The organism is Pontibacter brevis (assembly GCF_054779655.1).
Genome location: NZ_BAAGXV010000031.1, coordinates 13,184 through 38,885 on the forward strand (window position 1 = coordinate 13,184; position 25,702 = coordinate 38,885).

19 protein-coding genes are annotated in these 25,702 nt (G+C 50.4%); 10 read left to right on the top strand and 9 right to left on the bottom strand.

The window, feature by feature from the left end:
- Nucleotides 1-12 precede the first annotated feature (12 nt).
- From ACYVB1_RS10100 to ACYVB1_RS10140, 9 genes are all read right to left on the bottom strand, one after another.
- Nucleotides 13-999: a pectinesterase family protein gene (locus tag ACYVB1_RS10100; protein ID WP_460923439.1), complete on the bottom strand. Its 987-nt coding sequence runs from the start codon at nt 997-999 to the stop codon at nt 13-15.
- Nucleotides 1,000-1,226: 227 nt separating this feature from the next.
- Nucleotides 1,227-2,468 (bottom strand): glycoside hydrolase family 88/105 protein, encoded by a 1,242-nt coding sequence (locus ACYVB1_RS10105; RefSeq protein ID WP_460923441.1) that lies wholly within the window; start codon nt 2,466-2,468, stop codon nt 1,227-1,229.
- Between the two features lie 77 nt (nt 2,469-2,545).
- Nucleotides 2,546-3,490 carry a pectinesterase family protein gene (locus ACYVB1_RS10110; RefSeq protein WP_460923443.1) on the bottom strand — a complete coding sequence of 315 codons (945 nt, stop codon included), beginning with the start codon at nt 3,488-3,490 and terminating at the stop codon, nt 2,546-2,548.
- Nucleotides 3,487-4,905 (bottom strand): pectate lyase family protein, encoded by a 1,419-nt coding sequence (locus tag ACYVB1_RS10115; RefSeq protein WP_460923445.1) that lies wholly within the window; start codon nt 4,903-4,905, stop codon nt 3,487-3,489. Before ACYVB1_RS10115 ends, ACYVB1_RS10110 begins: the two co-directional genes overlap by 4 nt.
- Before the next feature lie 40 nt (nt 4,906-4,945).
- Nucleotides 4,946-6,229 (bottom strand): DUF4861 domain-containing protein, encoded by a 1,284-nt coding sequence (locus ACYVB1_RS10120; RefSeq protein WP_460923447.1) that lies wholly within the window; start codon nt 6,227-6,229, stop codon nt 4,946-4,948.
- 117 nt (nt 6,230-6,346) lie between these two features.
- Nucleotides 6,347-7,846: a pectate lyase gene (locus tag ACYVB1_RS10125; protein ID WP_460923449.1), complete on the bottom strand. Its 1,500-nt coding sequence runs from the start codon at nt 7,844-7,846 to the stop codon at nt 6,347-6,349.
- A 61-nt stretch (nt 7,847-7,907) separates the two neighbouring features.
- Nucleotides 7,908-9,515: a DUF5123 domain-containing protein gene (locus ACYVB1_RS10130; RefSeq protein ID WP_460923451.1), complete on the bottom strand. Its 1,608-nt coding sequence runs from the start codon at nt 9,513-9,515 to the stop codon at nt 7,908-7,910.
- Between the two features lie 36 nt (nt 9,516-9,551).
- Nucleotides 9,552-11,360, bottom strand: a complete 1,809-nt coding sequence (locus ACYVB1_RS10135) for a RagB/SusD family nutrient uptake outer membrane protein (protein ID WP_460923453.1) — start codon at nt 11,358-11,360, stop codon at nt 9,552-9,554.
- Nucleotides 11,361-11,378: 18 nt separating this feature from the next.
- Nucleotides 11,379-14,603 (bottom strand): SusC/RagA family TonB-linked outer membrane protein, encoded by a 3,225-nt coding sequence (locus tag ACYVB1_RS10140; protein ID WP_460923454.1) that lies wholly within the window; start codon nt 14,601-14,603, stop codon nt 11,379-11,381.
- Between the two features lie 530 nt (nt 14,604-15,133).
- Here ACYVB1_RS10140 and kduI point away from each other — a divergent pair.
- The 10 genes from kduI to ACYVB1_RS10190 all read left to right on the top strand — a co-directional run bounded on the left by kduI (nt 15,134) and on the right by ACYVB1_RS10190 (nt 25,500).
- Entirely contained in the window at nt 15,134-15,973 is an 840-nt protein-coding gene (kduI, locus tag ACYVB1_RS10145) for a 5-dehydro-4-deoxy-D-glucuronate isomerase (protein WP_460923455.1), read from the top strand.
- On the top strand, nt 15,973-16,761 hold the full coding sequence (locus ACYVB1_RS10150; RefSeq protein ID WP_460923456.1) for a gluconate 5-dehydrogenase: 789 nt from the start codon (nt 15,973-15,975) through the stop codon (nt 16,759-16,761). Before kduI ends, ACYVB1_RS10150 begins: the two co-directional genes overlap by 1 nt.
- 44 nt (nt 16,762-16,805) lie before the next feature.
- Nucleotides 16,806-17,837: a LacI family DNA-binding transcriptional regulator gene (locus tag ACYVB1_RS10155; RefSeq protein ID WP_460923457.1), complete on the top strand. Its 1,032-nt coding sequence runs from the start codon at nt 16,806-16,808 to the stop codon at nt 17,835-17,837.
- A gap of 130 nt (nt 17,838-17,967) precedes the next feature.
- Complete coding sequence (locus ACYVB1_RS10160; RefSeq protein WP_460923458.1) at nt 17,968-19,401, top strand: tagaturonate reductase; 1,434 nt, start codon at nt 17,968-17,970, stop codon at nt 19,399-19,401.
- Nucleotides 19,402-19,449: 48 nt separating this feature from the next.
- On the top strand, nt 19,450-20,850 hold the full coding sequence (gene uxaC, locus ACYVB1_RS10165; protein WP_460923544.1) for a glucuronate isomerase: 1,401 nt from the start codon (nt 19,450-19,452) through the stop codon (nt 20,848-20,850).
- A 1-nt stretch (nt 20,851) separates the two neighbouring features.
- The gene (locus ACYVB1_RS10170) at nt 20,852-21,865 is read left to right on the top strand and encodes a PfkB family carbohydrate kinase (protein WP_460923459.1); all 1,014 of its coding nucleotides are present in this window, start codon (nt 20,852-20,854) and stop codon (nt 21,863-21,865) included.
- 38 nt (nt 21,866-21,903) lie between these two features.
- Nucleotides 21,904-22,578, top strand: coding sequence for a bifunctional 4-hydroxy-2-oxoglutarate aldolase/2-dehydro-3-deoxy-phosphogluconate aldolase (locus tag ACYVB1_RS10175; protein ID WP_460923460.1), 675 nt, complete (start codon nt 21,904-21,906; stop codon nt 22,576-22,578).
- Nucleotides 22,578-23,612: a TRAP transporter substrate-binding protein gene (locus ACYVB1_RS10180; protein ID WP_460923461.1), complete on the top strand. Its 1,035-nt coding sequence runs from the start codon at nt 22,578-22,580 to the stop codon at nt 23,610-23,612. Before ACYVB1_RS10175 ends, ACYVB1_RS10180 begins: the two co-directional genes overlap by 1 nt.
- Nucleotides 23,613-23,630: 18 nt before the next feature.
- Nucleotides 23,631-24,125, top strand: a complete 495-nt coding sequence (locus tag ACYVB1_RS10185) for a TRAP transporter small permease (RefSeq protein ID WP_460923462.1) — start codon at nt 23,631-23,633, stop codon at nt 24,123-24,125.
- A gap of 76 nt (nt 24,126-24,201) precedes the next feature.
- Nucleotides 24,202-25,500 carry a TRAP transporter large permease gene (locus tag ACYVB1_RS10190; RefSeq protein WP_460923464.1) on the top strand — a complete coding sequence of 433 codons (1,299 nt, stop codon included), beginning with the start codon at nt 24,202-24,204 and terminating at the stop codon, nt 25,498-25,500.
- The last annotated feature ends 202 nt before the right edge of the window (nt 25,501-25,702 follow it).

The following is a 25,702-nucleotide window of genomic DNA, read 5'->3' on the forward strand; positions in this document are numbered from 1 at the left end:
AGCAGGTGCTTTCTACTTGCTGGCGGAAGCGGTTAACTTACCCGGTTCCCAGTCACCAAATATCTTCTCCAGTGTATAATCGTTAGCTTGTTCTCTTGTAAGAATATGCGCCCATTTCACGCGCTTCGCAGGCGCTGCACCCGGACCTTTGGAGTTATACTCGGCATAGAAAGTGGTTTTCTCCGCATCCGGCTTGTTCCAGTTATGCCAGCCTTCCGGCTTGATGAGGTTTCCCATGTAGGTGTTGATGAACACCGTTTTCGCATAAGGCCTCCAGGGTCTGCCCAGGTAATAGGAGTTGGCAGGTGCATTGCCCGTAATGCGGCAGTTCAGGAAAACAAACCCGTAAGGAGTCTCTTCCAAAGTAGAGGCTGCCGTGATGTAACTCCCGCCTTCTTTGCAGTAGATTTCGCAATCTTCGAATACAGCAGTCGACCAGCCGAAAATAAAGTCAGTAGTGCCCTCTATGTAGCAGTTCTTATAATATTGCCTGCTCTTTTCACCATGAGGGTAGAGCGTGTCCTGGTTTCCTAAAAAGCGGCAGTTGGTGAACATCACTTTGTCACCGTCTATGCGTACGGCCACAGCCTGCCCTACCGGTCCGGCTGAATTCTCAAAGGTGATGTTCTCCGCTGAGAAATCATCTCCGAACACATAAAAGCTGGTGGATCCGGTAGTGCCCATCTCCTCTCCAAAACGGTTCTTCTTGGAAGCATAATCGTCGTGCGTCAGGATAGTTTTCTGAACATCTTCCCCAACAAATTTTACAGCGGTTTTAGAAGATGGCAGCACCAGTTTCTCTTTATAAACTCCGTTCTTGATGAAGATGGTTGTCGGGTTCTTTCTGAAATCAGGCACCGCGTTTATAGCCTCCTGCACCGTCCTAAAATCACCGCTTCCGTCTCTGGCCACCACAAAATCATGCTTTTGTGCCTGCACATTTGTCAGCACCAGGATGAGCAATAAGACAAGAAGAGAAGTATGTTTTTGTACAGTCATGGTAGTGAGTTTCTGATGTTATTGTCTCCTTTGTTCTCCTTTGAAGGTAGGGTTGTTTCATTCTACATTTTTGTCATCCTGTAAAGGATCTTGTAGGCCAGTAGCGAAAGCTTAACCTCCCAGCTACCAAATTTCTTAACAGAATGACAGTTACTTTAACTTCATATGCTTAGATTACAACGTCCCTACCTTCAAAGGAGGACTAAAAAAGCATGCTGTAAATTCGATTACTTTGATGCTGTCTTGTTCAGTTCTTCAAATTCCAGTGAGGCCATGATGAAGGGTGCCACCGCCTTCGGATCGTTGTCACGGCGTTCTTCGTTGATGTAGTACTCATAGGTTCCGTCACGGTAAGGGTCACCTCCCAAACCCGCCACGGCACATACTTGCGTGATACTGATGGTGCCGTCCGCATTCTCCTCGATGAAGTTATTCAGAATGCCGTTATAAGCTTTCTGTGCGTTTTGCATGTACTGCTGATCGATGTATCCTTTTTTAGCAGCTTTTACCAGGAAGTAGGTGAACATACTGGAAGCGGAAGCCTCCAAATAGTTGCCTTCTCTGCCACCCATGTCCACCACCTGCCACCAAAGGCCTGTATCCTTGTCCTGGTATTGGGTGATGGCTTTGGCCATTTTCTGTGTTATCTGCAGCACTTCGTCACGCTGAGGGTGGTTTTTCGGCATAAAGTCCAGCACATCGACTAACGCCATGGCATACCAGCCCATGGCGCGGCCCCATACGTTCGGGGATTTACCTGTTTCCGGATCGGCCCACTTCTGCTCACGGCTCTCGTCCCAGCCGTGGTGCCAGAGCCCTTTTTCACTGTTCCAGGTGTACTTGTCCACCAGCACGATCTGCTTCCCCACCTCGTCAAACAATGCAGGCTCGTTAAACTCCATTCCATATTGTGCCAGGAAGGGAGAAGCCATATACAGGCCGTCGAGCCACATCTGGTGCGGGTAAATCTTCTTGTGCCAGAAACCACCTTCAGATGTGCGCGGGTGCGTTCGCATCTGATCGCGCAGTTCCTCTACAGCCAGCCTGTATTTCTCGTCGCCGGTCTCCTTGTACAGTTCCATCAGGAACTTGCCCGGGTTCACGCGGTCGATGTTATAGTCTGTTTTTTTATAAGTCATGATGGTCCCGTCTTCGCTGATCATGGTGTCAGCAAAAGCCTGGATGTAGTTCAGGTATTTTTCATCCCCTGTTTTCTCATAAACCCTTTCAATGGCACTGGCGAAAAGACCCTGGGTGTAATCCCACTTCGGCTTCTCTTTGAAGTCAATCATCCAGCCTTCCGGATTGCGCTTCATGTCGGAATCAGCCATCCAGACGGAGTAAGGTTTATCAGAAGTTGCAACAGCTGCTGTTTCATGGCCAACTGTTTCTGTGGAAGACTTCCCCGAACCACAGGCTGAGGCCAGTAGCAACAGGACGATGGGTAAAGCGAATCTGGTATTTTTCATGGTGCTTTCTGTTTCTTTTATTCTGTCTGCAGGAGTAGTGGCATTGCCTTACTACTCCTGCTCATATTCACTGTCGCCTACTTCGCTGGCGACCAGTTATCATCTCCTGCGAGTATGGTACTGGACTTGTACTTTTTCACATCGCCCGCTTTTAACTGCTTTGACCAGGCCACTCTTTCCTTCGGCGCAGCACCCGGTCCTTTGGATTTGTATTCTGCATAAAAAGCTGTTTTCTCTGCTTCCGGTTTTCTCCAGTTATGCCAGCCTTCGGGCCTGATATGCTCGCCTAAGGTGGTGTTGATGAATACTGTTTTGGCATAGGGCCTCCAGGGGCGGCCCAGGTAGACTTTAGGCGCTTCGTCAGAAGCAGTGATGGTGCAGTTCAGGAAAACAAAACCATAATCCTGCCCCTGAGGGGTAGAGGCCGCCGTGATGTAAGAGTTCTTTTTGCAGTGAATGGTGCAGTTCTCAAATACAGCTGTGGCAGGCCCGAAAATAAAGTCTGTGGTACCTTCTATGTAACAGTTTTTGTAGTACTGGCGGCTGTTGTCCACTCCCGCATACAGCGTATCCTGGTCACCGATAATGCGGCAGTTCTCAAACACACAGCGGTCGGCCTCCACGTGCAGCGCAACGGCCTGCCCTACTCTGCCGGCATTGTTCTCGAAGGTAATGTTCTTTGCCCTGAAGTCGTTTCCCTGCACCAATACAGTATAAGAGGTAAAGGTGTTGATGTCACCTTTGCCGGAATAATCATCCCACTGTATAATCGTATTGTCTTTGCTCTCGCCGATAAAGGAGATGCTTGTTTTCCAGGAGGGCACCACAATTTTCTCGCGGTACACGCCATTCCGGATAAATATCTCGACCCGCTCCAGGGGGAAAGCCCGCACCGCATCCACGGCTGCCTGTATGGTGGCATAATCACCGCTGCCGTCCTGGGCTACCACCAGCCGCTGCTGTTGCGCCTGCACAGCAAGAACGCTCAGAAAAAAAAGCAAAGCGGTGAGTAACTTCTTCATATTTTCTCTTTTTTACTGACCAGGCTGTTCAGGTATACTTCGATGTTGGTGTACTGCTTGTCAAGTGTATAGGCCACTGCATCGGCAGCGTCCGCTGGATTCAGCTCTTGCTTCTTTTCCCACTCATCCGGCATTCCGTCCTGGTCTTTGTCGGCCGGGGCAGTTCCTGCATGCAGTTCCGGCCAGCCGCCCACATCCTGCTGCGAGTCGATGATGCCGTTTTTATTTTTACCGTTTGCCGGGTTGTTCGCCCGCACTTCCTGCACTACACGCTCGTCCACCTTATCGCGCTTGTAGCTTGCGCCCGCGTTTGCCAGCACCAGTTCATAAGCTTCTTTTGCAGCCTGATCGCGTACAGCAGCTGCCTCAAACGGCTTGGCCACCAGCGCCGAGTCCGGATGGTCCAAGCTTACTCCAAGGGCATTGTACTGCGTCACCTCCGGATTGCCTTCCATTACGTTGCCATTCATATAAAACTGCCCGTAAGGCGCATATGGCTCCAGCAGCCTGTCTTTCTTTGATTTTGGTGTGGCAGGACCCGGCTTGTAGTAGTTGTTCACCATGTTGTAGCGCCCTTTTTCGCCGCCATACACATTGTTGCCACCCCAGTTGTAAATCACGTTGTTTCGGAAATCCACCAGTTCGTCCGGGGAGTTGGCTGTGGTTTTAGACCCGCTGAAACGGGGCATCCTGCTCATGTGGTTCGCTATGAGGTTATGATGGAAAGAAGCGCCTACGCCGCCCCATATACCACCGTAACCATGGTCGCCTTTCGCGTGCACCGATTGGTTCAGGCTCTCTGCGATAATGCACCACTGCAGTGTGAAGTTTTTATTTTCATAAAAAGAACCGCTTTCATCTGTGGCCCAGCCCATGGAGCAGTGGTCTACGATGATGTTGCTTTTCCCCTTGTTTGCTCCCAGCGCATCGGCCTGTACGCCCGCTACATCGCCCATCCGGAAACGCATGTAACGCACAATCACGTTATCTGCCTTTATGTTCATCGGGTAATAGCGCAATGTAATGCCGTCTCCGGGTGCCGACTGGCCTGCAAGGGTAATATCGCTGTTGTTAATGTCCAGCGGTGACTTTAAATCAATGTAACCCGAAACGGCAAATACCACGATGCGCGGACCTTTTTTCCGGATAGCTTCCCGCAAACTCCCGGGGCCTTCATCGTTCAGGTTCGTCACCACCACCACCTGTCCGCCGCGCCCGCCTGTGGTATACTTACCGAAGCCTTCGGCTCCCGGAAATGCCAGCGCCTGGGTTGCTTCAGGTTCCTGTTTAGCAGCCACAGTGGTTGATTCCGCTGTAGTTGTAGTCGCTGGTTGCTGTGAGCAGGCGGCTGTGCCTGCCAGTTGCAGCCCCAGGCAAAATGTGGCAATCCGTGTAATGGTGTTCTTTTTATACATTCTGTTTTATCTGATTCGATTTCACACACGCAGTGTATGTTTACAACTTTGGCTTTGAAGCAAACTGCACCTGTACCGGGTTTTCGAGCTCCTGTGCTGTTTTATTCAGGTATTTAATAAAGTCTGTCTTTGTTTTTATTCCTCCCGGCTCCAGTTCCCAGGCTGCCAGAAAATAATACTCCACCTTGTTTCCGGAAGGCTTTAGCTTTACCACATGGCTGAGCTCGTCTTCTGTAATCTCCAGCAGGTCTTTCATGCGAAACAACACGGCTATACCCAGGTTATCCCCTTCGCCGTTCAGGCTTTGTTTGCCATAGGTGGCTATATAGCCCCAATGCTGGTCGGTGCCTGTTCTGGTCGTGAAGTTAGCCCGTTTGTCTTTGATCAGACCTGTGCTCAGGTTCTGAGGCGTGCCTCCTTTTACTTCTACCTGGTGATGCGTCAGGCGGCTGCCAGCAGGTATGCTCAGTTGGGAGTTTACATCCAGCTTCATGCCTGCTATTTTCCAGCCATAATAGTTCGTGCGGATGGAAGAGTACACGTTTCCGTTTTCGGTAATCACACTGATCATGCTGTCTGTTTCGGCCATGCGCTTTGCCTGTCCCTCGTGGAACATGGCCAGCGTGCCTACGCCCAGGGTTTTGCCTACCTTCAGCACATCCATGCCCCAGGGCTGTTCCTCGTGGTAAGAGTCGAAACCGTCCTGACCTACCTGCTGCAGCACCATGTCCTTTGTTTTCTTACCGAACACGTCGGTGCCGTTGCGCCAGTCGAGGTAAAACCGGTAGCCTACCTTGTCTGATTCCCAACCCGGGCCTTCGTAGCGGATAAAGTAAGAATGATCGGTGTGTTCGTTCGGCACCCGGAGCGAATCTACATTTTGAAAGGTCCCTCCAATGTATTTGCGGTTCTGGAATTCGCCGCCTACTTTGTGAGAGAGCTCGGCCTGTGTGCGCTTGGGGTAATTGCGGACTGCTGTTCCGTTTTCCTTGAAGCGAATGGTCAGGTTGCGGGAGGCTTTGGGAGCAAGCTGGTCGAGCACCACCACAATGCCTTTGTTCTCGCTGTCTTTCATGTTGTACTGGCTGGGTACTTCCTTAGTGCCATCCAGCACCACAAATGCCTGGGGGTTGAAAGCAGCGGCATGCTTTTTTATTTCGTCGCCTTTTACCAACACCATCACATCGTCCCGCTGCTGATCCAGTGGATTAGTGACTGTGATGGTGAAGGACTTTGGAAACTCCTTTTTCAGGTTTTGCGCTAATGCGCTTCCTGCGCTTAGCAGCGAAAGCACTAACAAACCTAATGTTACCCTTACTTTCATGTTTCTTATTGTCTGATATTCTCTTTCTTTTAGCAGCGGTACCTGTTCAGACGCTCGCAGGAGCTGCGCACGCTGCGAGGTCTTTTGCCGCCTCATCCAGCCGCTACGCTTTCTGCACTATTTTACCTGCACTTCTACAATGTCTTTTACCAGGCTGTTAATGTACACTTCAATGTTGTCGTAGGCCGTACTCAGGCTTCTGCCGTTGGCATTGGGTTTCGCCGGGTCCAGCTTCTGTGCTTTCTCCCAGTCATCCGGCATACCGTCGTTGTCAGTATCCGCCGGTGCAGGAAGTGTTGCCAATTCGGGCCAGCCTCCCACATCACTCTGGCTGTCAATGATGCCATTGCTGCTGCCATTTGAGCCTTGCGCGGTGAAAGAACCGTTCCGCACGTTCTCTAGCACGCGGCTGTCTACGGCATCCCGTGTCAGCGATGCGCCACCGTATGCCAGCACCCGCTCGTACGCCTCTTCCGCTGTATGCGTGGTAACATTGTTCTGAATGGGGTTCGGCTCAGAAAGTTTCATGGCAGCTTTATCGGCTTCCGACACTGCTCCGTAACTGCCATGAAACTGGTTGAAGACGCCGTAAGTCCAGTTGTCGGCTGTGGCCCTGGTGCTGCCTTCCACATAGTTTCCGCTGATGTAGAACTTGCCCCACATGTCGTAGACCTCGGTGCCGCTTGTTTTATTTTTGTCTATCGACAAAATACGCTCCTTTTTTGTGGTAACCGGACCAGGTTTGTAGTAGCAGTTCACGATGTTCACGTTCATGGCTTCTCCACCGTAGGCACTGTTGTTTCCCCAGTTGTACACCACATTGTTCCGCAGGTCTACCAGGTCTGTTAAAGCGTAGGCTTTACCGGCCTCCTCGCCTAATCGTGGGTTGCGGCTGTCGTGGTGCGTCAGCAGGTTATGATGGAACGAGGCTTTTTTCCCACCCCATATACCGCCGTAGCCATGCGCTCCTTTGGCGTGCGCGGAATTCCGGAGACTTTCCGAAATAATGCTCCACTGCAGCGTGAAATTCTCGTTTCCGTAGAACGACACACACTCGTCTGTAGACCAGCTCATAGAGCAATGGTCCACGATGATGTTCCTTTGAAAACGACCTCCAAGCGCATCCGCCTCCTGCTGTGTTTCGTCGCCCATCCGGAAGCGCATAAAGCGGATGATGACATTATCAGCATTTACAGTAACAGGATAATCTTTCAGGGTAATGCCATCGCCTGGGGCTGTCTGTCCGGCAATCGTAATGTTGCCGTTGTTTATGTTCAGGTTCGACTTTAAGGCAATGGTGCCTGACACCTCAAACACAATGATGCGCGCACCAGGAGTAGAAACAGCTGCCCGAAGGCTACCGGCTCCGGCATCGTTCAGGTTGGTTACCTTTATCACCTTCCCTCCACGGCCTCCTGTCGCATCCTTGCCAAAGCCTTCAGCGCCCGGAAAGGCCAGCGCCTGTTCATTTACAGGTGTAGGACCATCCTCCAGAGCAGGCTCATCCGTTACCGGCGCCGGCTCGTCCTGCTTGCTCTTACAACTGAGCAGGCTCAAAGACAAAGCTGTTCCAATTACAAGGAGACTGCACCTCAATTTCAGTGGGGATGTTTTCATATTCGGGTTAAAGGAACATGGTGCAGTAGTTCAGGCTGCACCATGTTTATGTGGCTAAATGTTATCTCCAGCGTGGATCGCCGGCACTGCTCTTTCCTGCAAAGTTTGGATCCTTGATAGTGAAGTTCCCGTTTTTGGGATCCTGGAAAAGGTCAGCAGCTGTGCCACTGTACACTGTCAGGTTCGGTATCTGATTTCCGGTTGCATTATAGTCGGAGGTAGCATAGCTGCCGCTGGATGTTATCAGCGTAGAGGATCCTGCCCTGATGCCTTTCACCGCATCGTCTTCCCCTACTTTCTTGCCTCTGCCCACAATGTTGTTTCGGAACGTGATTCCTCCTGAAACATTATTAGAGCTATAGTCAATCAGGTAACGGCCGGCTTCCGGTGCCTCGTTGAAGGTAGAATTCTCTATGATGATGGAGTTCGCCCCGCTCTTGCTGACAATTGGCCTTTCAATCTTGTAGAAAGTGCTGTTGCTGAAGATAATATTGTTTACTGTGGCACCAGAATTGTCCACCGTCAGCACTCCATAGTTTGATAAGCTGTCGATGATACTGTTGGTTACGATGAACTGGTCTACAGTTACGCCACCTGTTTTGATACGGGCGATACCCCTGAATATTTCGGCGCGGCTTGACTCAAACTTAATTTTACCGATTGTAGATGGGTTGTCGATGTTGAACACATACGTTCCGCCATAGTCGTTGCTTCTCATCACTACATCTTTGAAAACAACTGAGTCTATCTGACTTCCTTCTGCAATGTTAAAGTTGCTGGTAAAGAAGATAGTTGCCTTATCAGGGTTCACTGTATTTTCACTCATGATCGTGACAGACCTATCCAGGTCAAGCGTGCTGGAGATGGTGTATGTAACGCCTTTTTTCAAAACAACGATACTACCTGACTCTACCTGCAGCAGCGTGTCTTCCAACACTGAAGGTCTGTCTGTGAAGCTTGTTAAATCAATCACATTGCCCACTACCGGCGCATTAGTTGTGAAGGTCTGGTAACCTACAAGACGGTTTCCGCGGAAAATCTCGGCTCTGTAGGTGGTGCTGGCAGACAGCCCTGTCACCAGTTTCGTTCTGGATGCCAGGTCCTCTTCGGCAAGTTCCACTTCAATCGGCTCCCCTGCTGGCTCTCCTGCTGCATTTTGCGGCGTAAGCACGATTCTGGTTAGCCCCTGCCGTTCCCTCCACTTCAGCAGCACGCCTCTGTCGGTGATGTCGCTGTTCAGGAGCGCCTGGAATATCTGCTCACCCCTGATCGTGAAGCCTGAGCTTACCACCCAGTTCTTAGACTCCGGCCTTTCCCCTAAAGCATTCGCCTTGATGCGGGCGAAATACTTCTGCCTTACTTCCAGCTGCTCATCCGTAAACACAACACCCGCTGTATCTGTCTGAACAGATAAAACAATCGGGGTCTGGAACAGCGTATCGGCAGCCACCTCTACTGTATAGGTCACCCCGCTGTTGTTGGTTGTGTAAAGAGAGGCAGGCCAGGTTAATTTTACCTGGGTTTCCCCGCTCACAGCCCTTACATCTCCGGCAGGAGTGAACATACGCATTGGCTCCAGCTTTTCCACGTCATCTTCGCAGGCAAACGCCAATGCACCGAGCAGGAGAACGGGAACCAGTTTAAGAATTTTGTTTATAGCTACTTTCATATCTTCAAGTTTTTTCTGTGAATCCAGTTGTCTCTGTTAGTACCCGTAGTCTTGCGTCAGCCTGTAGTTCTGATTCAGCACACCGCTGTAAATAGGGAACAGCTCCGACTTGTTTGGCTCGAAGGCCACCGCAAAGCTGGATACATAATTAGCATCTACAGCTGCTGCCCAGTTTACCCTGGTGTAACCAGTAGGGGTTGTTGCGGGAGCAGGCGTGTACATGGCATTCGCCACGGAGCCTCCAAATAAATCAAAGTTCTCCATCTCTGCCGGCACTGTGGCGTTTACCACCGGGCTCGGGTTGTAGTACACGTACCGGGGCACGTTGCTATAGCGTCCTTCGCGGTTCATTAAAGCTGTCAGTTTTTCCCTGGTTTCGGCAATGGTTGGCGTCAGCAGGTTCCAGCGGTACAGGTCATATCTTCGTATTCCTTCCCCTCCGAACTCCAGGAGCCGTTCGTGCACAATCGCATCAAAAAAGCCTTCTTTGTCTGTTGGAGTAGTCCCCATTCTGTCTTCGTTGCCGGTATAGGCTCTCTTCCGAACCTGCTCATAAGCTTCTATCGCCTGTGCTGTTGGTCCGTTCAGTTCATTTTCTGCTTCGGCAAACATCAGCAGCACATCAGCATAGCGCAGCACGGGCCAGTTGATGCTTAAGTTTTGTGCCGTGCCGTCAATGCTGGTCCAGTACTTTCTGAACTTGCCATCCCGCATCAGTGTCAGACGGGTGAGGTCCTTCTGATCGTCTTTGTTAATCTGGAAGTAAGCAAGGGTAACATCCCTTCTCACGTCGGCAATAGAGTCGAACTCATAGAAGTAAGTTGGTATTGCCTCTAACTGGCCGTTTGCCTGGCCAAAGGAGGAGCTTCTGTCTATGCGGAGGCCATTACTATAGCCCAGCTTACTATCAGTCTTAGAGTTACCCCCGAAGGCACCTATCTCAAATATCATCTCGTTTGTAGCGCCGCCACTTGTACCTACGTGCAGGTCTTTGAATACCTGCTCATAACTCGGGTGCAGACTGTGTCTGCCACTCTGGATGATATCCAAAGTTTCCTGACGGGCTATCTGGTAGTACTGCTGATAGTCTGCACGACGCTCCATCTGGCGGGAGTCTCTTCGGAGGGCATATCCCCCACGCGCCAGGGCTATTCTGGCTCTAAGCCCTTTCACAGCTGACTTTGTGATGCGGGTGCTTGGGTCACCTGACTCCGCCTTCCAGGGCACCAGTTCCGAAGCAAGCGCCAGGTCTTCCAGCAGGCGGTCATAAATCTCATCCTGGTTTGTCTTACTCATGTAAAGATCTTCCTGATCAGAAGATGGCTCGAACGGTGCGGGCACATCGCCCCAGTTGCGGATGAGTTCGTGATAGAAAATAGCCCGCAGTGTCAGGGCCTCGCCATGCAGCTTGCGCATGGTAGCCTTTTCAGCAGCCGAGCCGTTGTTGTACAGATCAGAGGCCGGCATGTTTTTAATAACGATGTTGGCACGCTCTATTCCTTCATACAGCTGCAGGAAAGGCCTGTTCAATTCGGTGTTGTCGGGGCTTACACCGAAGCCGCTGATGCCTCTTCTGTCGAGGGGGTTGTAAGTACCACCGATTCTGAAATCGTCGGCGGCGTTCGGGTACAACGTGGAGATGCGGCTACCGTAGGCGTTGTCGCCCATCAGGCTGTTATAAACACCTGTTACGGCGGAGTTGGCATACCCTACACTGGTAAATACAGCATTCTGCGATATGGTTGACGGGTTCTCTACATCAAGGAATCCTTCGCATGAAGAGAAAGTCACAAGGCCACCTAGCGCCAATGGTAAAAAGAGCGATTTAATATATTTCTTATTCATCTTCATCACCTTAAATAATTAGAAAGTAACATTAACACCACCAAGTACAAAGCGGCTGCGCGGATAAGCCGCATAATCAACACCCGGGGTTAACGGGTTGCTTCTTCTGGTGCTGGCCTCCGGGTCGTAACCGGTGTAGTTTGTGAAAGTGTGCAGGTTGTTCACTGTTGCGTAGATTCTGAAATTGGAGAACACTTTTGTTCGCTCTACCAGTCTTTTCGGCAGCGAATAACCAAGCGTCACGTTGCTGATGCGCAGGAAAGAACCATCTTCGATGGCGAAAGAGTGCAGGAAGTACTGTCCCAGTGGTGGTGTCCAGTACTGCGCGTTAGCGTTCAGCGCTGCCAGTTCCTCGGGGTTTGTTACCTGCTGGCCATTGTCATCAAACCTTCTCCATCTGTCGTTCATCAGCGACAGCATGTTGTTGTCGCGGTACAGGTACTGTGTAGTGAACTCTATCTTGTTGGCGTTGTACACTTTGTTGCCATAAGAGAAGTTCATGAACACGCTCAGGTCGAAGTTTTTGTAAGTAAACTGCTGGTTGAAACCGCCGATGAATTTAGGCTGCGGCGTACCGAGCACTGTTCTGTCTGCGGGAGTAATCATGTCACCGTCTTCGTCAGAAAGCTTCTTCAGTTTTAGGTCACCCGGCTGCGGGTCTCTGTTTCCGAGAGCAACGTCTTTGGTGTTAGGCACACCTTCTTTCAGCGTGTAGGTCCAGGTACCGTTTGCTTCATTGAAGGTAGCGTTAAAATCATCTACTGTATAGAAGCCGTCGGTTACGTAGCCATAGAACTGGCCCATTGGCTGGCCAACCTCCACCAGGAAGTCCTGCAGGTTATTCACCCAGCCAGACTCTACCAGGTAGGACTTGAGCGGGTTTCCTTCAGAATCCACCCCAAGGCTCACGATTTTGTTTCTGTTAAAGGCAATGTTAAAGTTTGCATTCCAGCTAAAATCATCGGTGTCGAAAATCACCCCGTTCAACTGCACTTCCAATCCTTTGTTTTCTGTTTCACCTATGTTCTGCAACTGGTTTGAATAACCACTGGTCTGCGGAACCTGTGCCAGCAGCAGCAGGTCGCGGGTGCTGTTCCTGTAAACATCCACCGAACCGCTTATCCTGTTATTAAGCAGCGAGAAGTCGAGGCCCAGGTTACGGGAGACAGTTGTTTCCCACTTCAGGTTCGGGTTTGCCAGGTAATCTGCCACAAAGCCCGGTGTAATAGACTCTGAAAATGCATAACCATAGTCTGACGAGTTGGTGAGGGTGGTTGTCCAGCGATCCAGCGGAATTCTGTTGTTACCCACCTCGCCCACGCTCACGCGCAGCTTCAGGTCAGAAAGCCAGCTGTCTGTGCCGCTCAGGAAGTTCTCATCAGCAATATGCCAGGCAAGGGAAGCCGAAGGGAAATAACCTACACGGCTTTGGGGGGAGAACAGAGAGGAAGCATCGCGGCGCAAGTTCACCACAGCACGGTACTTCCCTTTGTAGCTGTAAGAGGCACTACCAAAGAACGACAGCAGTCTTTGCATAGACTCACTCGTGCTTGGTGCATCCTGAATAAGGCCTGAAGGAGGCGTAGCTTTGTCTATACCTGCCCATGCCTGCCGTGCGGTAATATCTACCGGAAGGTACTTTGTGATGACAGTGCTGGACTTGTCATTTCTCTGCCAAATCTCGTGACCAACCAGTACATTCATTTTGTGGTCGTCACCAAGGTTCAGCTTATAGTTGAGGGTGTTTGAGTTTGTGAGGGCCAGGGACTCCCCGGAACGGATATCAGACACAGGCATGCCTGCATTCTGCCTTGCAAGGCTTGTAAAAGGACCGTCAAAATCGTAACGGTCTCTGTTGGTGCTGGTGATACCCAGCACTGTCTTGTACGCAAGGTTCTTAAGCAGTTCGTAGCTGAACCAGCCATTCACCAGCACATCATTTCTGTAATCTTCTCTCAATTCCTGGTTAGCCAGCAGCACCGGGCTGGTCAGGTTTGTCAGGTTAGCAAACTCAGGGTCGAATTCATCAATTGTGCTTTCCATGCCCGGCGCAACAAATGGCCTGAAGCGCACGGCGTTTCTCAACCTGTTATTACCCTGTGAACCAGTATTGGAAGTACCTACGCCATCTACCCGCTGGCGGCTGTAGCGGGTGCTTAATCCTACTCTTAACCTATCGGTGGCCCTGTGGTCAAACTTAAAGGAAGCCAGTGTTCGCTGGAAACCGGAGTTCAACATGATACCTTCCTCATCGGTGTGGTTCAGGGTAAAGTTAAAGGATGTTTTATCACTGCCTCCTGTCACACCTAATATGTGTGTCTGGCTGGTAGCATCACGGCCAAAAACTTCCTCCTGCCAATCTGTGAAAGGCATATTTTGATAGATATCCAGGTCCTCGTACAGGCCATAACGGTTTGTGAACGACCTTCTGGTATCTTCGTCTGTGTTATAGTTATAGATTTCATGCTGGTAATTCACAAATTCGTACGGGTTCATCACATCCAGCTTGTTCACGATACTTCTCACTCCTGCAAAGCCGTTGTAAGTAACCTGCGTCGGCATCGCCACGCCACCCTTGGTCGTAATCACCACCACGCCGTTTGCACCACGTGCTCCATAAATAGCCGTAGACGCAGCGTCTTTCAGCACGTCTATCGACTGGATTTCCTGCGGAGAAAGGACAGACAGCGCATTTTCCATCTGGATACCGTCCACTATATATAAAGGAGAGTTGTCCTGCGTGATGGAACCGCCGCCGCGCACCCTGATTTGGATTTCGGCACCCGGTTGGCCTTCAGAGGTTGTAACCTGCACACCGGCCAGGCGGCCCGCAAGCGCCTCTGCTGCGGTACTCACAGGAATATCTTTCAGTTGCTTGGCTCCTACCGAAGAAACAGAGCTTGTCAACTCGCTTCTGGATACCTCCTGGTAACCGACAACAACTACTTCTTCCAGCGCCTTCTGGTCAGGGGCCATAGACACATTGATAGTTGAGCGGCCATTGATGGGCACATCCTGCGGCTGATAACCGATAAAAGTAAAGCTTAAAGTACCTTCTCCGCCAGGCACTGAAATCTGGTAACTGCCATCAGCACCTGTTGGAGCAGCTGTTGATGTTCCTTTAAGCAGCACAGTTACACCTGGCAGGCCGGCACCATTCTCATCCACCACTCTTCCTGTTACAGTAGGGCTTTGAGCAAGCGCCCCTACAATTGCGGTAAAGACAAGAGCAAAAGTCAGCAAGTACTTTGTCCTTTTAAGTAAAGCATGTCGCATAGGTAACTTATTAAGTATGAAAATTATAGTTTAAATAGTATATAACCACTTTGATTAGCGACAACCCTTCTTTAAGCAACCCCGTCGCCATGCCTGGAAGCCTGCCCTGCTGCAGCGGGCTTAATCCTGCCACCGTCTTTTCCGTCAGCAGGTAAGCAATTACTCTTTACCTGCTACTTAAGTCAATTAACCACTTTTTCAACTACACCCACCAACAAATAATGATTAATCACTTACTATTATCAGCGCAGTAAGTTGCGCAACCGATTGCATATTATTAATTATTTAAGATTTAAGCAAGCTTACACTCCTAAATATTCATAAAAACCACCAAAACAGCTTATTGAGGGCTTAATTAAGTTTATTTTCAAATGTCAGCACTTACTCACTTTTCTATAAAAATCCATCTTGCAAGTCAAAAAAGCTTGGTGAGACTAGTATAAATGAAAAAAAATAGTAATTTGCGCAAACGTTTACACAAACCGACACACCAAACTATGAGCATATCTTATACTATCAGGCACGCCACTCACCCTGCAGACAGCAAGACGTATGACACGGCGAGGCTTCGTAAAACATTCCTTATAGAGAACCTCTTTCAGGAGAATTCAATACAGGCAGTGTACTCGATGCATGACCGCCTGATAGTAGGAGGCGCACAACCAGCAGAGCACCCCCTGAAACTGGAGACGTTCCCGACACTGCGGTCAGAGCACTTCCTGGACAGAAGGGAACTTGGCATTATTAACATAGGAGCGGAAAGCAAAGTATCTGTTGACGGTGACATGATCACGCTGGCCAACAAGGAAGCGCTTTATGTTGGCAAAGGTGTAAAGGATGTGATCTTTCACCCGGCAGCATCCGGCAAGACACTCTTTTATTTTAACTCGGCACCGGCGCACCACGCCTACCCTACCAAGAAAGTTTCGCTGGACGAGGCCGAGACAGTGGAACTGGGTTCGCTGGAAAACTCCAACCACCGCCTTATCAGAAAATTACTCATCAACTCTGTTGTGGAAACCTGCCAGTTGCAGATGGGTCTCACTGAGCTGCAGAAAGGCAGCGTGTGGAACACCATGCCAGCCCATACCCACGACAGGAGAATGGAGGCTTACCTGTATTTCGACCTGCCGGAGGATCAGGTGGTATCGCATTTTATAGGTGAGCCACAGGAAACGCGTCATCTGTTTGTGAAGAACAACCAGGCAGTTATTTCACCACCCTGGTCCATCCATAGCGGTGCCGGCACCTATAATTACTCCTTTATCTGGGGTATGGCCGGAGAAAACCTGGACTACAACGACATGGACAAAGTGCAACCTGTAGATATGAAGTAATGGCACAAGGCTTATTTGATTTAACAGGACAGGTAGCGCTGATAACAGGTGCCACGCACGGTCTGGGCATGGCGATGGCCAAAGGCTTGGGCAAGGCTGGCGCCACGCTGGTGGTAGACGGGAATACGCCTGCAAAAATGGAAAAGGCGCTCGAAAACTACAGGCAGGAAGGCTACAAAGTCCACGGCTTCCTGTTCGACGTGACAGACGAGGCACAGGTCAGAGAGAATATTATGCAAATAGAGCAGCAGGTAGGTCCTATAGACATCCTGGTGAACAATGCCGGCATGATAAAACGTGTACCCGCACTGGAAATGGAGGTTGCAGAATTCCGAAAAGTGCTGGATGTGGATGTAACAGGCCCTTTTATTATGAGCAAGCATGTGGCCCGCCACATGGTAGAGAGGAGAAGAGGCAAAATCATCAACATCTGCTCCATGATGAGCGAACTGGGCCGCGACACCGTTTCGGCTTATGCTGCGGCAAAAGGAGGCTTGAAAATGCTGACGCGCAACCTCGCTACAGAATGGGCGAAGTACAACATACAGGTAAACGGCATCGGGCCGGGATATTTTGCAACAGACCAGACTGCTCCCATTCGGGTAGACGGGCACCCTTTTAATGAGTTTATCATTAACCGCACGCCGGCAGGCCGCTGGGGGGATCCGGACGATCTGGAAGGAACGGCTATCTTTTTAGCAAGTAAAGCAAGTAACTTCATCAACGGGCAAATCATTTATGTGGATGGCGGCATACTGGCCACCATTGGGAAGCCTGCCAATGAATAAAAGCAAAACAGCGTGGCTGCTTTATATTATAGAAAAGAAGGGAAATGGAAACAAAGTCGAAAGTAACGATTCATGACATCGCAGAGAAGCTTAACATCACGGCTTCTACCGTATCGCGTGCCTTGAACAATAACCCGAGAATCAGTGAACTGACGAGAAAGGCAGTACTGAAGACAGCTAAGCAGCTAAATTACCAGCCAAACAACATTGCCGCCGCCCTGCGCCACGGCAAGAGCCATATCATTGGCATTATCGTGCCTACCGCCGACAGAGCCTTCTTTTCTTCTGTGGTTAGAGGCATTGAAGACATGGCCAATAACCTGAACTACAAGGTCATCATCTGCCAGTCTTACGACAATTACGAAAAGGAAATACAGACCATCGATGCGCTGCTTAGCGCCCGTGTGGATGGCATCATTGCTTCCATAGGTAAGAATACGGAGAACTTCGATCACTTTAAGCGCATACAGGCGGAAGGAATACCGCTGGTGCTGTTCGACCGCACGACCGATGCCCTGGAAGTGAGCCAGGTTATGATAGACGATTACCTAGGTGCCTACAAAGTGGTGGAGCATTTAATACAGCAGGGGTGCCGCCGGATTGCCCACTTTACAAGCCCCAAGAAAGTCAGCATTTTTAAAGAGCGCCTGCGGGGATACATGGATGCGCTCAGCGATTACGGTATTCCTTATGACGAGGAACTTGTCGTGAAAAGCAACTTGCAACTCGTTGACGGGCGCGAAAGCATGGAGCAGCTCCTGAAGCTGAAAGAGCGGCCTGATGCCGTTTTCTCCGCCAGCGACTATGGTGCCATGGGCGCCATGCAGGTGCTGAAAGAAAACAAATTCAGGATTCCGCAGGAGGTTGCTTTGGCGGGGTTCAGTAATGACCCATTCACCTCTTTCACCGATCCGGCACTCACCACCGTTGACCAGTTCAGCATGACGATGGGAAAAAAAACAGCTGAGATTTTCTTTGAGCAACTAAAATCCGGTAACAAGACGGCTGTGCCACAAAAAATAGTGCTAAAACCTGAGTTAGTTGTCCGGGAATCTTCTCTGAAAAAGGGAGCCTGAGCTCAATCTGAGCATAGCTAAAGAAATAAATCAGCTGCTTCCTGTCTAAAGGAAGGTAAAATTGGATCTATGATAGCAGTGGTTTGCCAGCATTATAACAAGCGCACCCAGCCTGCAGAAACTTATACTTATGAAGCCTCTAAACAGACAAACAGCCAGTATCACAACACAGCGGCCGGTAAAGGTGCTACAGTATGGCGAAGGCAACTTTCTTCGTGGCTATATAGACTGGATGATTGATGTACTGAACGAAAAAACAGATTTCAACGGTAACGTTGACGTGGTACAGCCAAGAGACCGGCACCGGACGACCATCAAAGCCCTGAAACAGCAGGATGGACTGTTCCACGTGCTGCTGAATGGTATACAGGGCGGCAAACCTACCCAGGAAAAAAGACTGATCAGCTGCATTGCCAGCGCCTTAAACCCATACGACGACTACGCCGCCTACCTGAAGCGCGGCGAAAACCCGGACCTGCAGTTTGTCTTTTCCAATACCACGGAGGCAGGCATTGCCTACGATGAAAACGATAAAAGTGCCAGCACCATTTCTACCAGCTTTCCGGGCAAACTGACTGCACTGTTGCATCACCGGTTCCAGCACTTTAAAGGAGCACCGGACAAAGGCCTGATTGTGATACCCACCGAATTAATCGAGAAAAACGGGGAAGCCCTCAAGCATATCGTGCTGCGGTATGCTCAGGAGTGGCAACTTTCAGAAGAGTTTAGCAACTGGGTAAACGACAGCAATACCTTTTGCAATACGCTGGTAGACCGCATCGTGCCCGGCTTCCCACACGAAACCATTAAAGAAATACAGCAAGAACTGGGCTACGAAGACCAACTGGTCGTAACGGCAGAACCTTACCACCTCCTGGTGATAGAGGCCCCTGAATCCGTGAAGAAAGCATTTCCTACAGAGGAAGCGGGCTTACAGGTAAAGTTTGTCCCGGACCTCACCCCCTACCGCACCACCAAAGTGCGCATACTCAATGGCGCGCATACTGCTTTAGTACCTGTTGCTTACCTGCACGGTCTGCGAACAGTGCGCGAAGCGGTAGAAAACGAACATACCGGCACCTTTATCAGGGAGGCCATTGCGGAAGAAATTATCCCCACGCTAGATTTACCGGAGGAAGAACTGCAGCAGTTTGCCAACGATGTAATAGAGCGTTTCCAGAACCCGTTTATCCGGCACGAACTGCTCTCTATTGCGCTGAATGCTGTCTCCAAGTATAAAGTACGCGTGCTGCCTTCGGTGCTGGAATACCACAAGCGCACCGGAAAGCTTCCGGAGAGGCTGCTGCACTCGCTGGCTGCCCTGATCCTGTTTTACAAGGGCGAGTGGAACGGGAAAAACATCCTGCTGAACGATGCCCCGGAAGTGCTGAGCTTTTTCAGAAATACCTGGCTACAGCACAAAGCGCCGGATGTGGTACAGGCTGTGCTTTCAAACACCAGTCTCTGGGATACTGACTTAACAAAGATTGACGGCTTAACGGCCATGGTTACAGAACAGGTAAAACAACTGCAGCAATCAGAACACACGGTGTCTTCTAATTGATTTGTCAGAAATAGAATTTATATTGTCAATTCACAATAAACCATCATGATGTCTTTTTTAGACGAGAATTTTCTTCTACAGACAAAAACAGCACAACGATTATACCATGAGCATGCTAAAAACATGCCCATCATTGACTACCATTGCCACCTCTCACCGGAGGCCATTGCCTCCGACAGGAAATTCGATAACCTGACCCAGATCTGGCTCGAAGGCGACCATTATAAATGGCGCGCCATGCGCACCAACGGTATTCCAGAGCGTTACTGCACCGGCGATGCCAACGACTACGCCAAATTTGAGAAGTGGGCCGAGACCGTTCCTTACACGGTGCGCAACCCGCTGTACCACTGGACCCATATGGAACTGAAAAGGCCGTTTGGGGTAGAGAAAATCCTGAAGCCCCAAACGGCGCGGGAAATCTACAATACCTGCACCGACATGCTGCAGTCAGACGAGTATAGTGTGCGGGGCATTCTGCGCCAGATGAACGTGGAGGTTATCTGCACCACCGACGACCCAATTGATTCACTGGAGCATCATCAGAAAATAAAAGCCGATGACTTCGGTATCCAAGTGCTTCCAACGTTCAGAGCTGACAAGGTACTGGCTATCGAAAACCAAGAGGTTTTCCTGCCTTACCTGCAGCAACTGGAAGCGGCATCCGGTGTTTCTATCAGCAGTTTCCAAGACCTGCTGGATGCACTGAAACAGCGGCATGACTATTTCCATGCACAAGGCTGCCGCCTCTCCGACCATGGTCTGAATACCATGTATGCAGAAGATTATACGGAGGAAGAAATAAAGAACATCTTCCAGAAGGCCCTGCAGAAGCAGGAACTGACGGAGGCCGAAGCGCTGAAGTTCAAGTCAGCGATGCTGGTGCACCTAACCCTGCTCGACCACTCCAAAAACTGGACACAGCAGTTTCACCTGGGCGCGCTCCGCAACAACAATACCCGCATGATGCGCGAACTAGGCCCCGACACAGGCTTCGACTCTATCGGTGATTTTGGTGTGGCCGAACCACTCTCCAGGTTTTTAGATAAACTGGACAATTCAGACCAACTGGCCAAGACTATCCTGTATAACCTGAACCCCAGCCAGAACGAGCTTTTCGCCACCATGATCGGGAACTTCAACGACGGCAGCACACCGGGTAAGATACAGTTCGGGTCTGCCTGGTGGTTCCTGGATCAGAAAGATGGCATGGAGAAGCAGATGAATGCCCTTTCTAACATGGGCTTGCTGAGTCGCTTTGTGGGTATGCTCACCGACTCCAGAAGCTTTTTATCTTACCCTCGGCACGAGTACTTCAGAAGGATATTGTGTAACCTGATTGGCAACGACGTGGAAAACGGCGAGCTGCCTGCCAGCGAGATGGATTGGCTTGGCCAGCTAGTAGAAAACATTTCCTACCACAACGCTAAATCATACTTCGGTTTCTGATATGAATAAAAAGGTCATCACCTTCGGAGAAATCATGCTCAGGCTGAGCACACCGGATTACGCACGCATCATACAATCCACCCATTTTGATGCCACCTATGGCGGCGGCGAGGCAAATGTGGCGGTATCGCTGGCGCAGTTAGGCATCAGCGCCGGTCACATTACCCGCTTCCCGGACAATGAACTGGGCAAGGCTGCCACCAACCTACTCCGGAAGTACGGCGTGGACACGCAGCACATCATCTATGGCGGCGATAGAATCGGTATTTATTTCCTGGAAACAGGCGCCAGTGTGCGCCCCAGTAAGGTAGTATACGATCGCGGTTACTCCTCCTTTGCCAGGCTGGAGCCGGATATGATTGACTGGGACGAAGTGTTTGCCGATGCAGGCTGGTTCCATTGGACGGGCATTACGCCTGCCATCTCTGCCGGTGCCGCAGTCTGCTGCAAAAAAGCCATTGAAGTTGCTAACCAGAAAGGCCTCACTGTTTCAGCAGACATCAACTACAGGAAGAACCTGTGGCAGTACGGCAAAACAGCGTCTGACGTCATGCCTGAATTAATTGCGGGCTGCGACATCATTGTATCCGGCAAGGGCGATGCCAAAGACATTCTGAACATCAAGCCAGAAGAGACAGGTGGCAACGAGCTGGCCTCTGTGTTCACACAAATCATGGAGCGCTTCCCGAAAATAAAGAAGATTGTGAACACCACCCGCGGCTCTCTGAGCGCGTCTCACAACACGCTTTCAGGCATGCTCTGGGATGGCGCACAGATGCTGGAGACACAGACCTACGACATCAATCCAATCATTGACAGAATCGGTGGCGGAGATGCTTTTATGGCTGGATTCATTTACGGTCAGCTGGCTTACCAGGATGACCAGAAAGCCCTGGAGTTTGGCGTGGCGGCATCGGTGCTGAAGCATACCATCAAAGAAGATGCAAACCTCGCCACTGTAGAGGAGGTAGAGGCGCTGCTGGGTGGCGACACCTCCGGCAGGCTGGTACGCTAGCCTGTTATTTGACTTATAACCTAATTGAACAATCCATCATGGCTAAATTTAGCAGAATAGAAGTAGCATTAAAAATGGCAGAAACCGGCATGGTGCCTGTGTTTTACCATCCTGATATAGAAGTGTGCAAGCAGGTGATGGAAGCCTGCTATAAAGCTGGTGTCCGGGTATTCGAGTTCACCAATCGGGGCGACTTTGCCCATGAAATATTTGCACAGATGGTAAAGTATGCCCGTGCTTCTTTCCCTGAAATGATGCTGGGAGCCGGTTCCGTGGTAGACGGACCTACAGCCGGTTTATATATCCAGTCCGGTGCTGACTTTATCGTGTCGCCGGTGCTGAACCCGGATGTGGCCATTGTCTGCAACAGGCGCAAAATTATGTGGGCTCCCGGATGTGCTACGCTATCCGAAATTTCGAAAGCAGAGGAACTGGGTGCAGAGGTAGTGAAGATATTCCCTGCCCAGCAGGTAGGTGGCCCGGACTACGTGGCGGCTATTAAAGGCCCCTGCCCATGGTCCAGCATTATGCCGACAGGCGGCGTAGAGCCGAAAGAAGAGAACCTGAGAGCCTGGTTTGCTGCCGGTGTGCATTGCGTGGGCATGGGCTCGCAGCTTATCAGCAAAGACCTTATCGCCTCCGGGAACTATGCGAAACTGGAAGAACTGACACGTGACGCCCTGGAAACCATCAGAAAAGTAAGGAAGAAATAATGCAGTACCACCACCTTTACCCCCTATTAAAAAGACAGCTGTTTTTGAGCGTTGCAGCGCTTCTGCTGCTGTGCACAGCCCCCGCCTGCCAGAAAGTATCCCAGACCAAGGAGATTAAACTGGCGCACAGCCTGGAGGTGACGCACCCGGTGCACATAGCCATGCTGTACATGGCCGAAAAGGTAAAGGAAAAATCCGGTGGCAAAATGACGATTGACATTTACCCGAACTCGCAGCTTGGCAGCGAGCGGGAGTCGGTGGAACTGCTGCAGATAGGCAGCCTGGGCATGACGAAAGTGTCTGCCGCTACCATGGAAAGCTTCTCTCCTAACTTCAAGGTGCTGAGCCTCCCTTATATTTTCGAGGACAAAGCACATTACTACAATGTCCTGGACGGCAAGATCGGGGAAGACCTTCTCACAGAGGGAGAGCAATACTGGCTCCGTGGCCTCACCTATTATGATGCCGGAAGCCGCAGCTTTTATGCCAACAAACCTATCAACACGCCCAGCGACCTGAAAGGCATGAAGATACGGGTGCAGGCCAGTAACACGGCCATTGCCATGATCAATGCTTTTGGTGGTGCCGCTACCCCTATCTCCACCGGCGAGATTTACACGGCACTGCAGCAAGGTGTTGTGGACGGCGCCGAAAACAACCACCCTACCTTTTACCTCTCGCGCCACTACGAAGTAGCTAAAAACTACTCTATAAACGAGCACACCATGGTGCCTGACATCCTGCTCATCAGCACGAGAGTGTGGGAAGATTTGACGCCACAGGAGCAGCAATGGCTGCAGGAGGCAGCAGATGAGTCGGCGGTGGTGCAGCGGAAGCTATGGCAGGAAGCAGAGGAAGAAGCGCTTGCAGAAGTAAAAAAAGCAGGTGTAACAGTTACTTATCCTGACAAAGAGCCCTTCGCGAAAATGGTAGAGCCTATGTTTGAAACCTACAAAAGCGAGCCGGAGGTATACACCCTCATCCAGAGAATACGTGCTGCCGGAGAGCAAACAGCAGAGCAAGTAAAGAATTAGACTGACAAATAAAAATACATGAAGTTTAGAGAAAGGCTTGACAGCACCCTGTATTGGTTATTGGTTGGATTGATGGCATTTATGGTGCTGAACGTACTCTGGCAGGTAGGCTCAAGGTTTATCCTGCGGTCGCCGAGTTCGTTTACCGATGAACTGGCCAGGTTCCTCCTCATATGGGTGAGTTTGTTGGGAGCCAGCTATGTAACAGGCAAAAAAATGCACCTGGCCATCGACATCCTTCCTGCAAAACTGGAGGGCAAAAAGCAACGCAACCTGAATGTACTGATAAATGTGCTGGTGGCTCTTTTTGCTTTTTTTGGGATGGTTTGGGGCGGCATAAACCTGGTATACATCACGCTCACACTCAACCAAACATCCGCGGCCCTGAATGTTCCGCTCGGCTATGTGTACCTGGTGGTGCCACTGAGTGGGATTATTATCATTTACTACAGCATCATGAACCTCTTTGAAAAACCAGAAGACCCGGTCGAACTTGGCAAAGAGATAGCGTAGCCTCTCTTTACGGCTTTACCATACATCATACTTTCAAACATCCGGCCGGCAGGCTTCCCAACACATACAGGCATACATGGAAATCATTGAGATACTCGTACTGGTTATCAGCTTTATTGTTTTACTTTCCCTTGGGGTGCCGATTGCCTTTTCCATCGGTATCTCTGCCCTCCTGACCATGCTGGTAAGCATCTCCCCGGAGCCTGCCTTCACCACACTTTCCCAGCGCATGGCAACTGGTCTCGACAGCTTTGGCCTGCTCGCTATTCCGTTTTTCATACTGGCGGGGCAAATGATGAACCGGGGCGGGATTGCCTCCCGCCTGATTGACCTTGCCAAAAGCCTGGTGGGTACTTTACCCGGCGGATTGGCTTATGTGAACATTGTAGCCTGTATGCTGTTCGGTGCCATTTCAGGCTCTGCCGTAGCTGCAGCCTCTGCTATTGGCGGCATCATGAATCCCCGGATGGTAAAGGAAGGCTATTCGAGGCCTTTTAGTGCGGCCGTGAATATTACGTCTGCCACAACGGGTATGATTATTCCTCCCAGCAACATCCTGATTGTGTACTCGCTGGCCAGCGGGGGGGTTTCCATCGCGGCACTGTTTGTGGCGGGGTACGTTCCGGGGCTCATGCTAGGCTTGGCTCTAATGATTGTGGCGGGCGTTATTGCCTATAAAAACAAATATCCGGTAGGTGACAGAACTTCTCTGAAGGAAGTAATTATAAAGTTCCTGAATGCTGTTCCAAGCTTATTGCTCCTGATTGTGGTTATCGGCGGTATTATAGCGGGTATTTTTACAGCCACCGAGGCCTCAGCCGTAGCAGTGCTCTATACTATTATCCTCTCCATGGTGGTTTACCGCCAGGTAAGAGTAAGCGACCTCCCCGACATCCTGATTCAGACTGTGATGACCACGGCCATTGTGATGCTGCTGATTGGCACTTCCATGGGAATGTCCTGGGTAATGTCTTATGCCAATATCCCGCAGGCTTTCAGTGATGCCCTCCTGGGTATCAGCGACAACAAAATCATAATACTCATCATCATTAACCTGATACTCCTGTTTGTGGGAATATTCATGGACATGACGCCGGCCGTTCTGATTTTCACGCCAATATTTCTGCCGGTTGTCACAGCGCTTGGCGTGGACCCGGTTCACTTCGGCATCATCATGGTGCTGAACCTGTGCATCGGTTTATGTACACCGCCTGTTGGTGCTGTTCTGTTTGTGGGATGTGGCGTGGCTGATATCAGTATCAGCAAAGTGATTAAGCCTTTAGTGCCGTTGTTCCTGGCCATGATAGCAGCCCTCCTCCTGATAACGTATGTGCCGGAACTCAGCCTTTGGCTGCCAAGAGCGTTCGGCTTATAACTGGCACACGGCTCCAGGCATCTCTTCTTCTATACTTCCAGGCTCTAGAATCATAGAAGAAGAGACAATAACAGAAGAAAGCCTCCCGGTTTACATCAGGAGGCTTTCCAATATTTTATGTTGCACGCCCGGAAATCAGCAAACCATGTTTACTGTTTGTGATTGCAAAGTTACCTTCTTAGCAGGATGATACACATGCAAC

Coding starts and splice junctions, on each gene's coding strand:
- ACYVB1_RS10185 (WP_460923462.1), top strand. CDS start 23,631: ATGAAGTTTAGAGAAAGGCTTGACAGCACCCTGTATTGGTTATTGGTT.
- ACYVB1_RS10190 (WP_460923464.1), top strand. CDS start 24,202: ATGGAAATCATTGAGATACTCGTACTGGTTATCAGCTTTATTGTTTTA.
- ACYVB1_RS10175 (WP_460923460.1), top strand. CDS start 21,904: ATGGCTAAATTTAGCAGAATAGAAGTAGCATTAAAAATGGCAGAAACC.
- ACYVB1_RS10155 (WP_460923457.1), top strand. CDS start 16,806: ATGGAAACAAAGTCGAAAGTAACGATTCATGACATCGCAGAGAAGCTT.
- uxaC (WP_460923544.1), top strand. CDS start 19,450: ATGTCTTTTTTAGACGAGAATTTTCTTCTACAGACAAAAACAGCACAA.
- ACYVB1_RS10115 (WP_460923445.1), bottom strand. CDS start 4,905: ATGTATAAAAAGAACACCATTACACGGATTGCCACATTTTGCCTGGGG.
- ACYVB1_RS10125 (WP_460923449.1), bottom strand. CDS start 7,846: ATGAAAACATCCCCACTGAAATTGAGGTGCAGTCTCCTTGTAATTGGA.
- ACYVB1_RS10105 (WP_460923441.1), bottom strand. CDS start 2,468: ATGAAAAATACCAGATTCGCTTTACCCATCGTCCTGTTGCTACTGGCC.
- ACYVB1_RS10110 (WP_460923443.1), bottom strand. CDS start 3,490: ATGAAGAAGTTACTCACCGCTTTGCTTTTTTTTCTGAGCGTTCTTGCT.
- ACYVB1_RS10120 (WP_460923447.1), bottom strand. CDS start 6,229: ATGAAAGTAAGGGTAACATTAGGTTTGTTAGTGCTTTCGCTGCTAAGC.
- ACYVB1_RS10160 (WP_460923458.1), top strand. CDS start 17,968: ATGAAGCCTCTAAACAGACAAACAGCCAGTATCACAACACAGCGGCCG.
- kduI (WP_460923455.1), top strand. CDS start 15,134: ATGAGCATATCTTATACTATCAGGCACGCCACTCACCCTGCAGACAGC.
- ACYVB1_RS10150 (WP_460923456.1), top strand. CDS start 15,973: ATGGCACAAGGCTTATTTGATTTAACAGGACAGGTAGCGCTGATAACA.
- ACYVB1_RS10100 (WP_460923439.1), bottom strand. CDS start 999: ATGACTGTACAAAAACATACTTCTCTTCTTGTCTTATTGCTCATCCTG.
- ACYVB1_RS10180 (WP_460923461.1), top strand. CDS start 22,578: ATGCAGTACCACCACCTTTACCCCCTATTAAAAAGACAGCTGTTTTTG.
- ACYVB1_RS10170 (WP_460923459.1), top strand. CDS start 20,852: ATGAATAAAAAGGTCATCACCTTCGGAGAAATCATGCTCAGGCTGAGC.
- ACYVB1_RS10135 (WP_460923453.1), bottom strand. CDS start 11,360: ATGAATAAGAAATATATTAAATCGCTCTTTTTACCATTGGCGCTAGGT.
- ACYVB1_RS10130 (WP_460923451.1), bottom strand. CDS start 9,515: ATGAAAGTAGCTATAAACAAAATTCTTAAACTGGTTCCCGTTCTCCTG.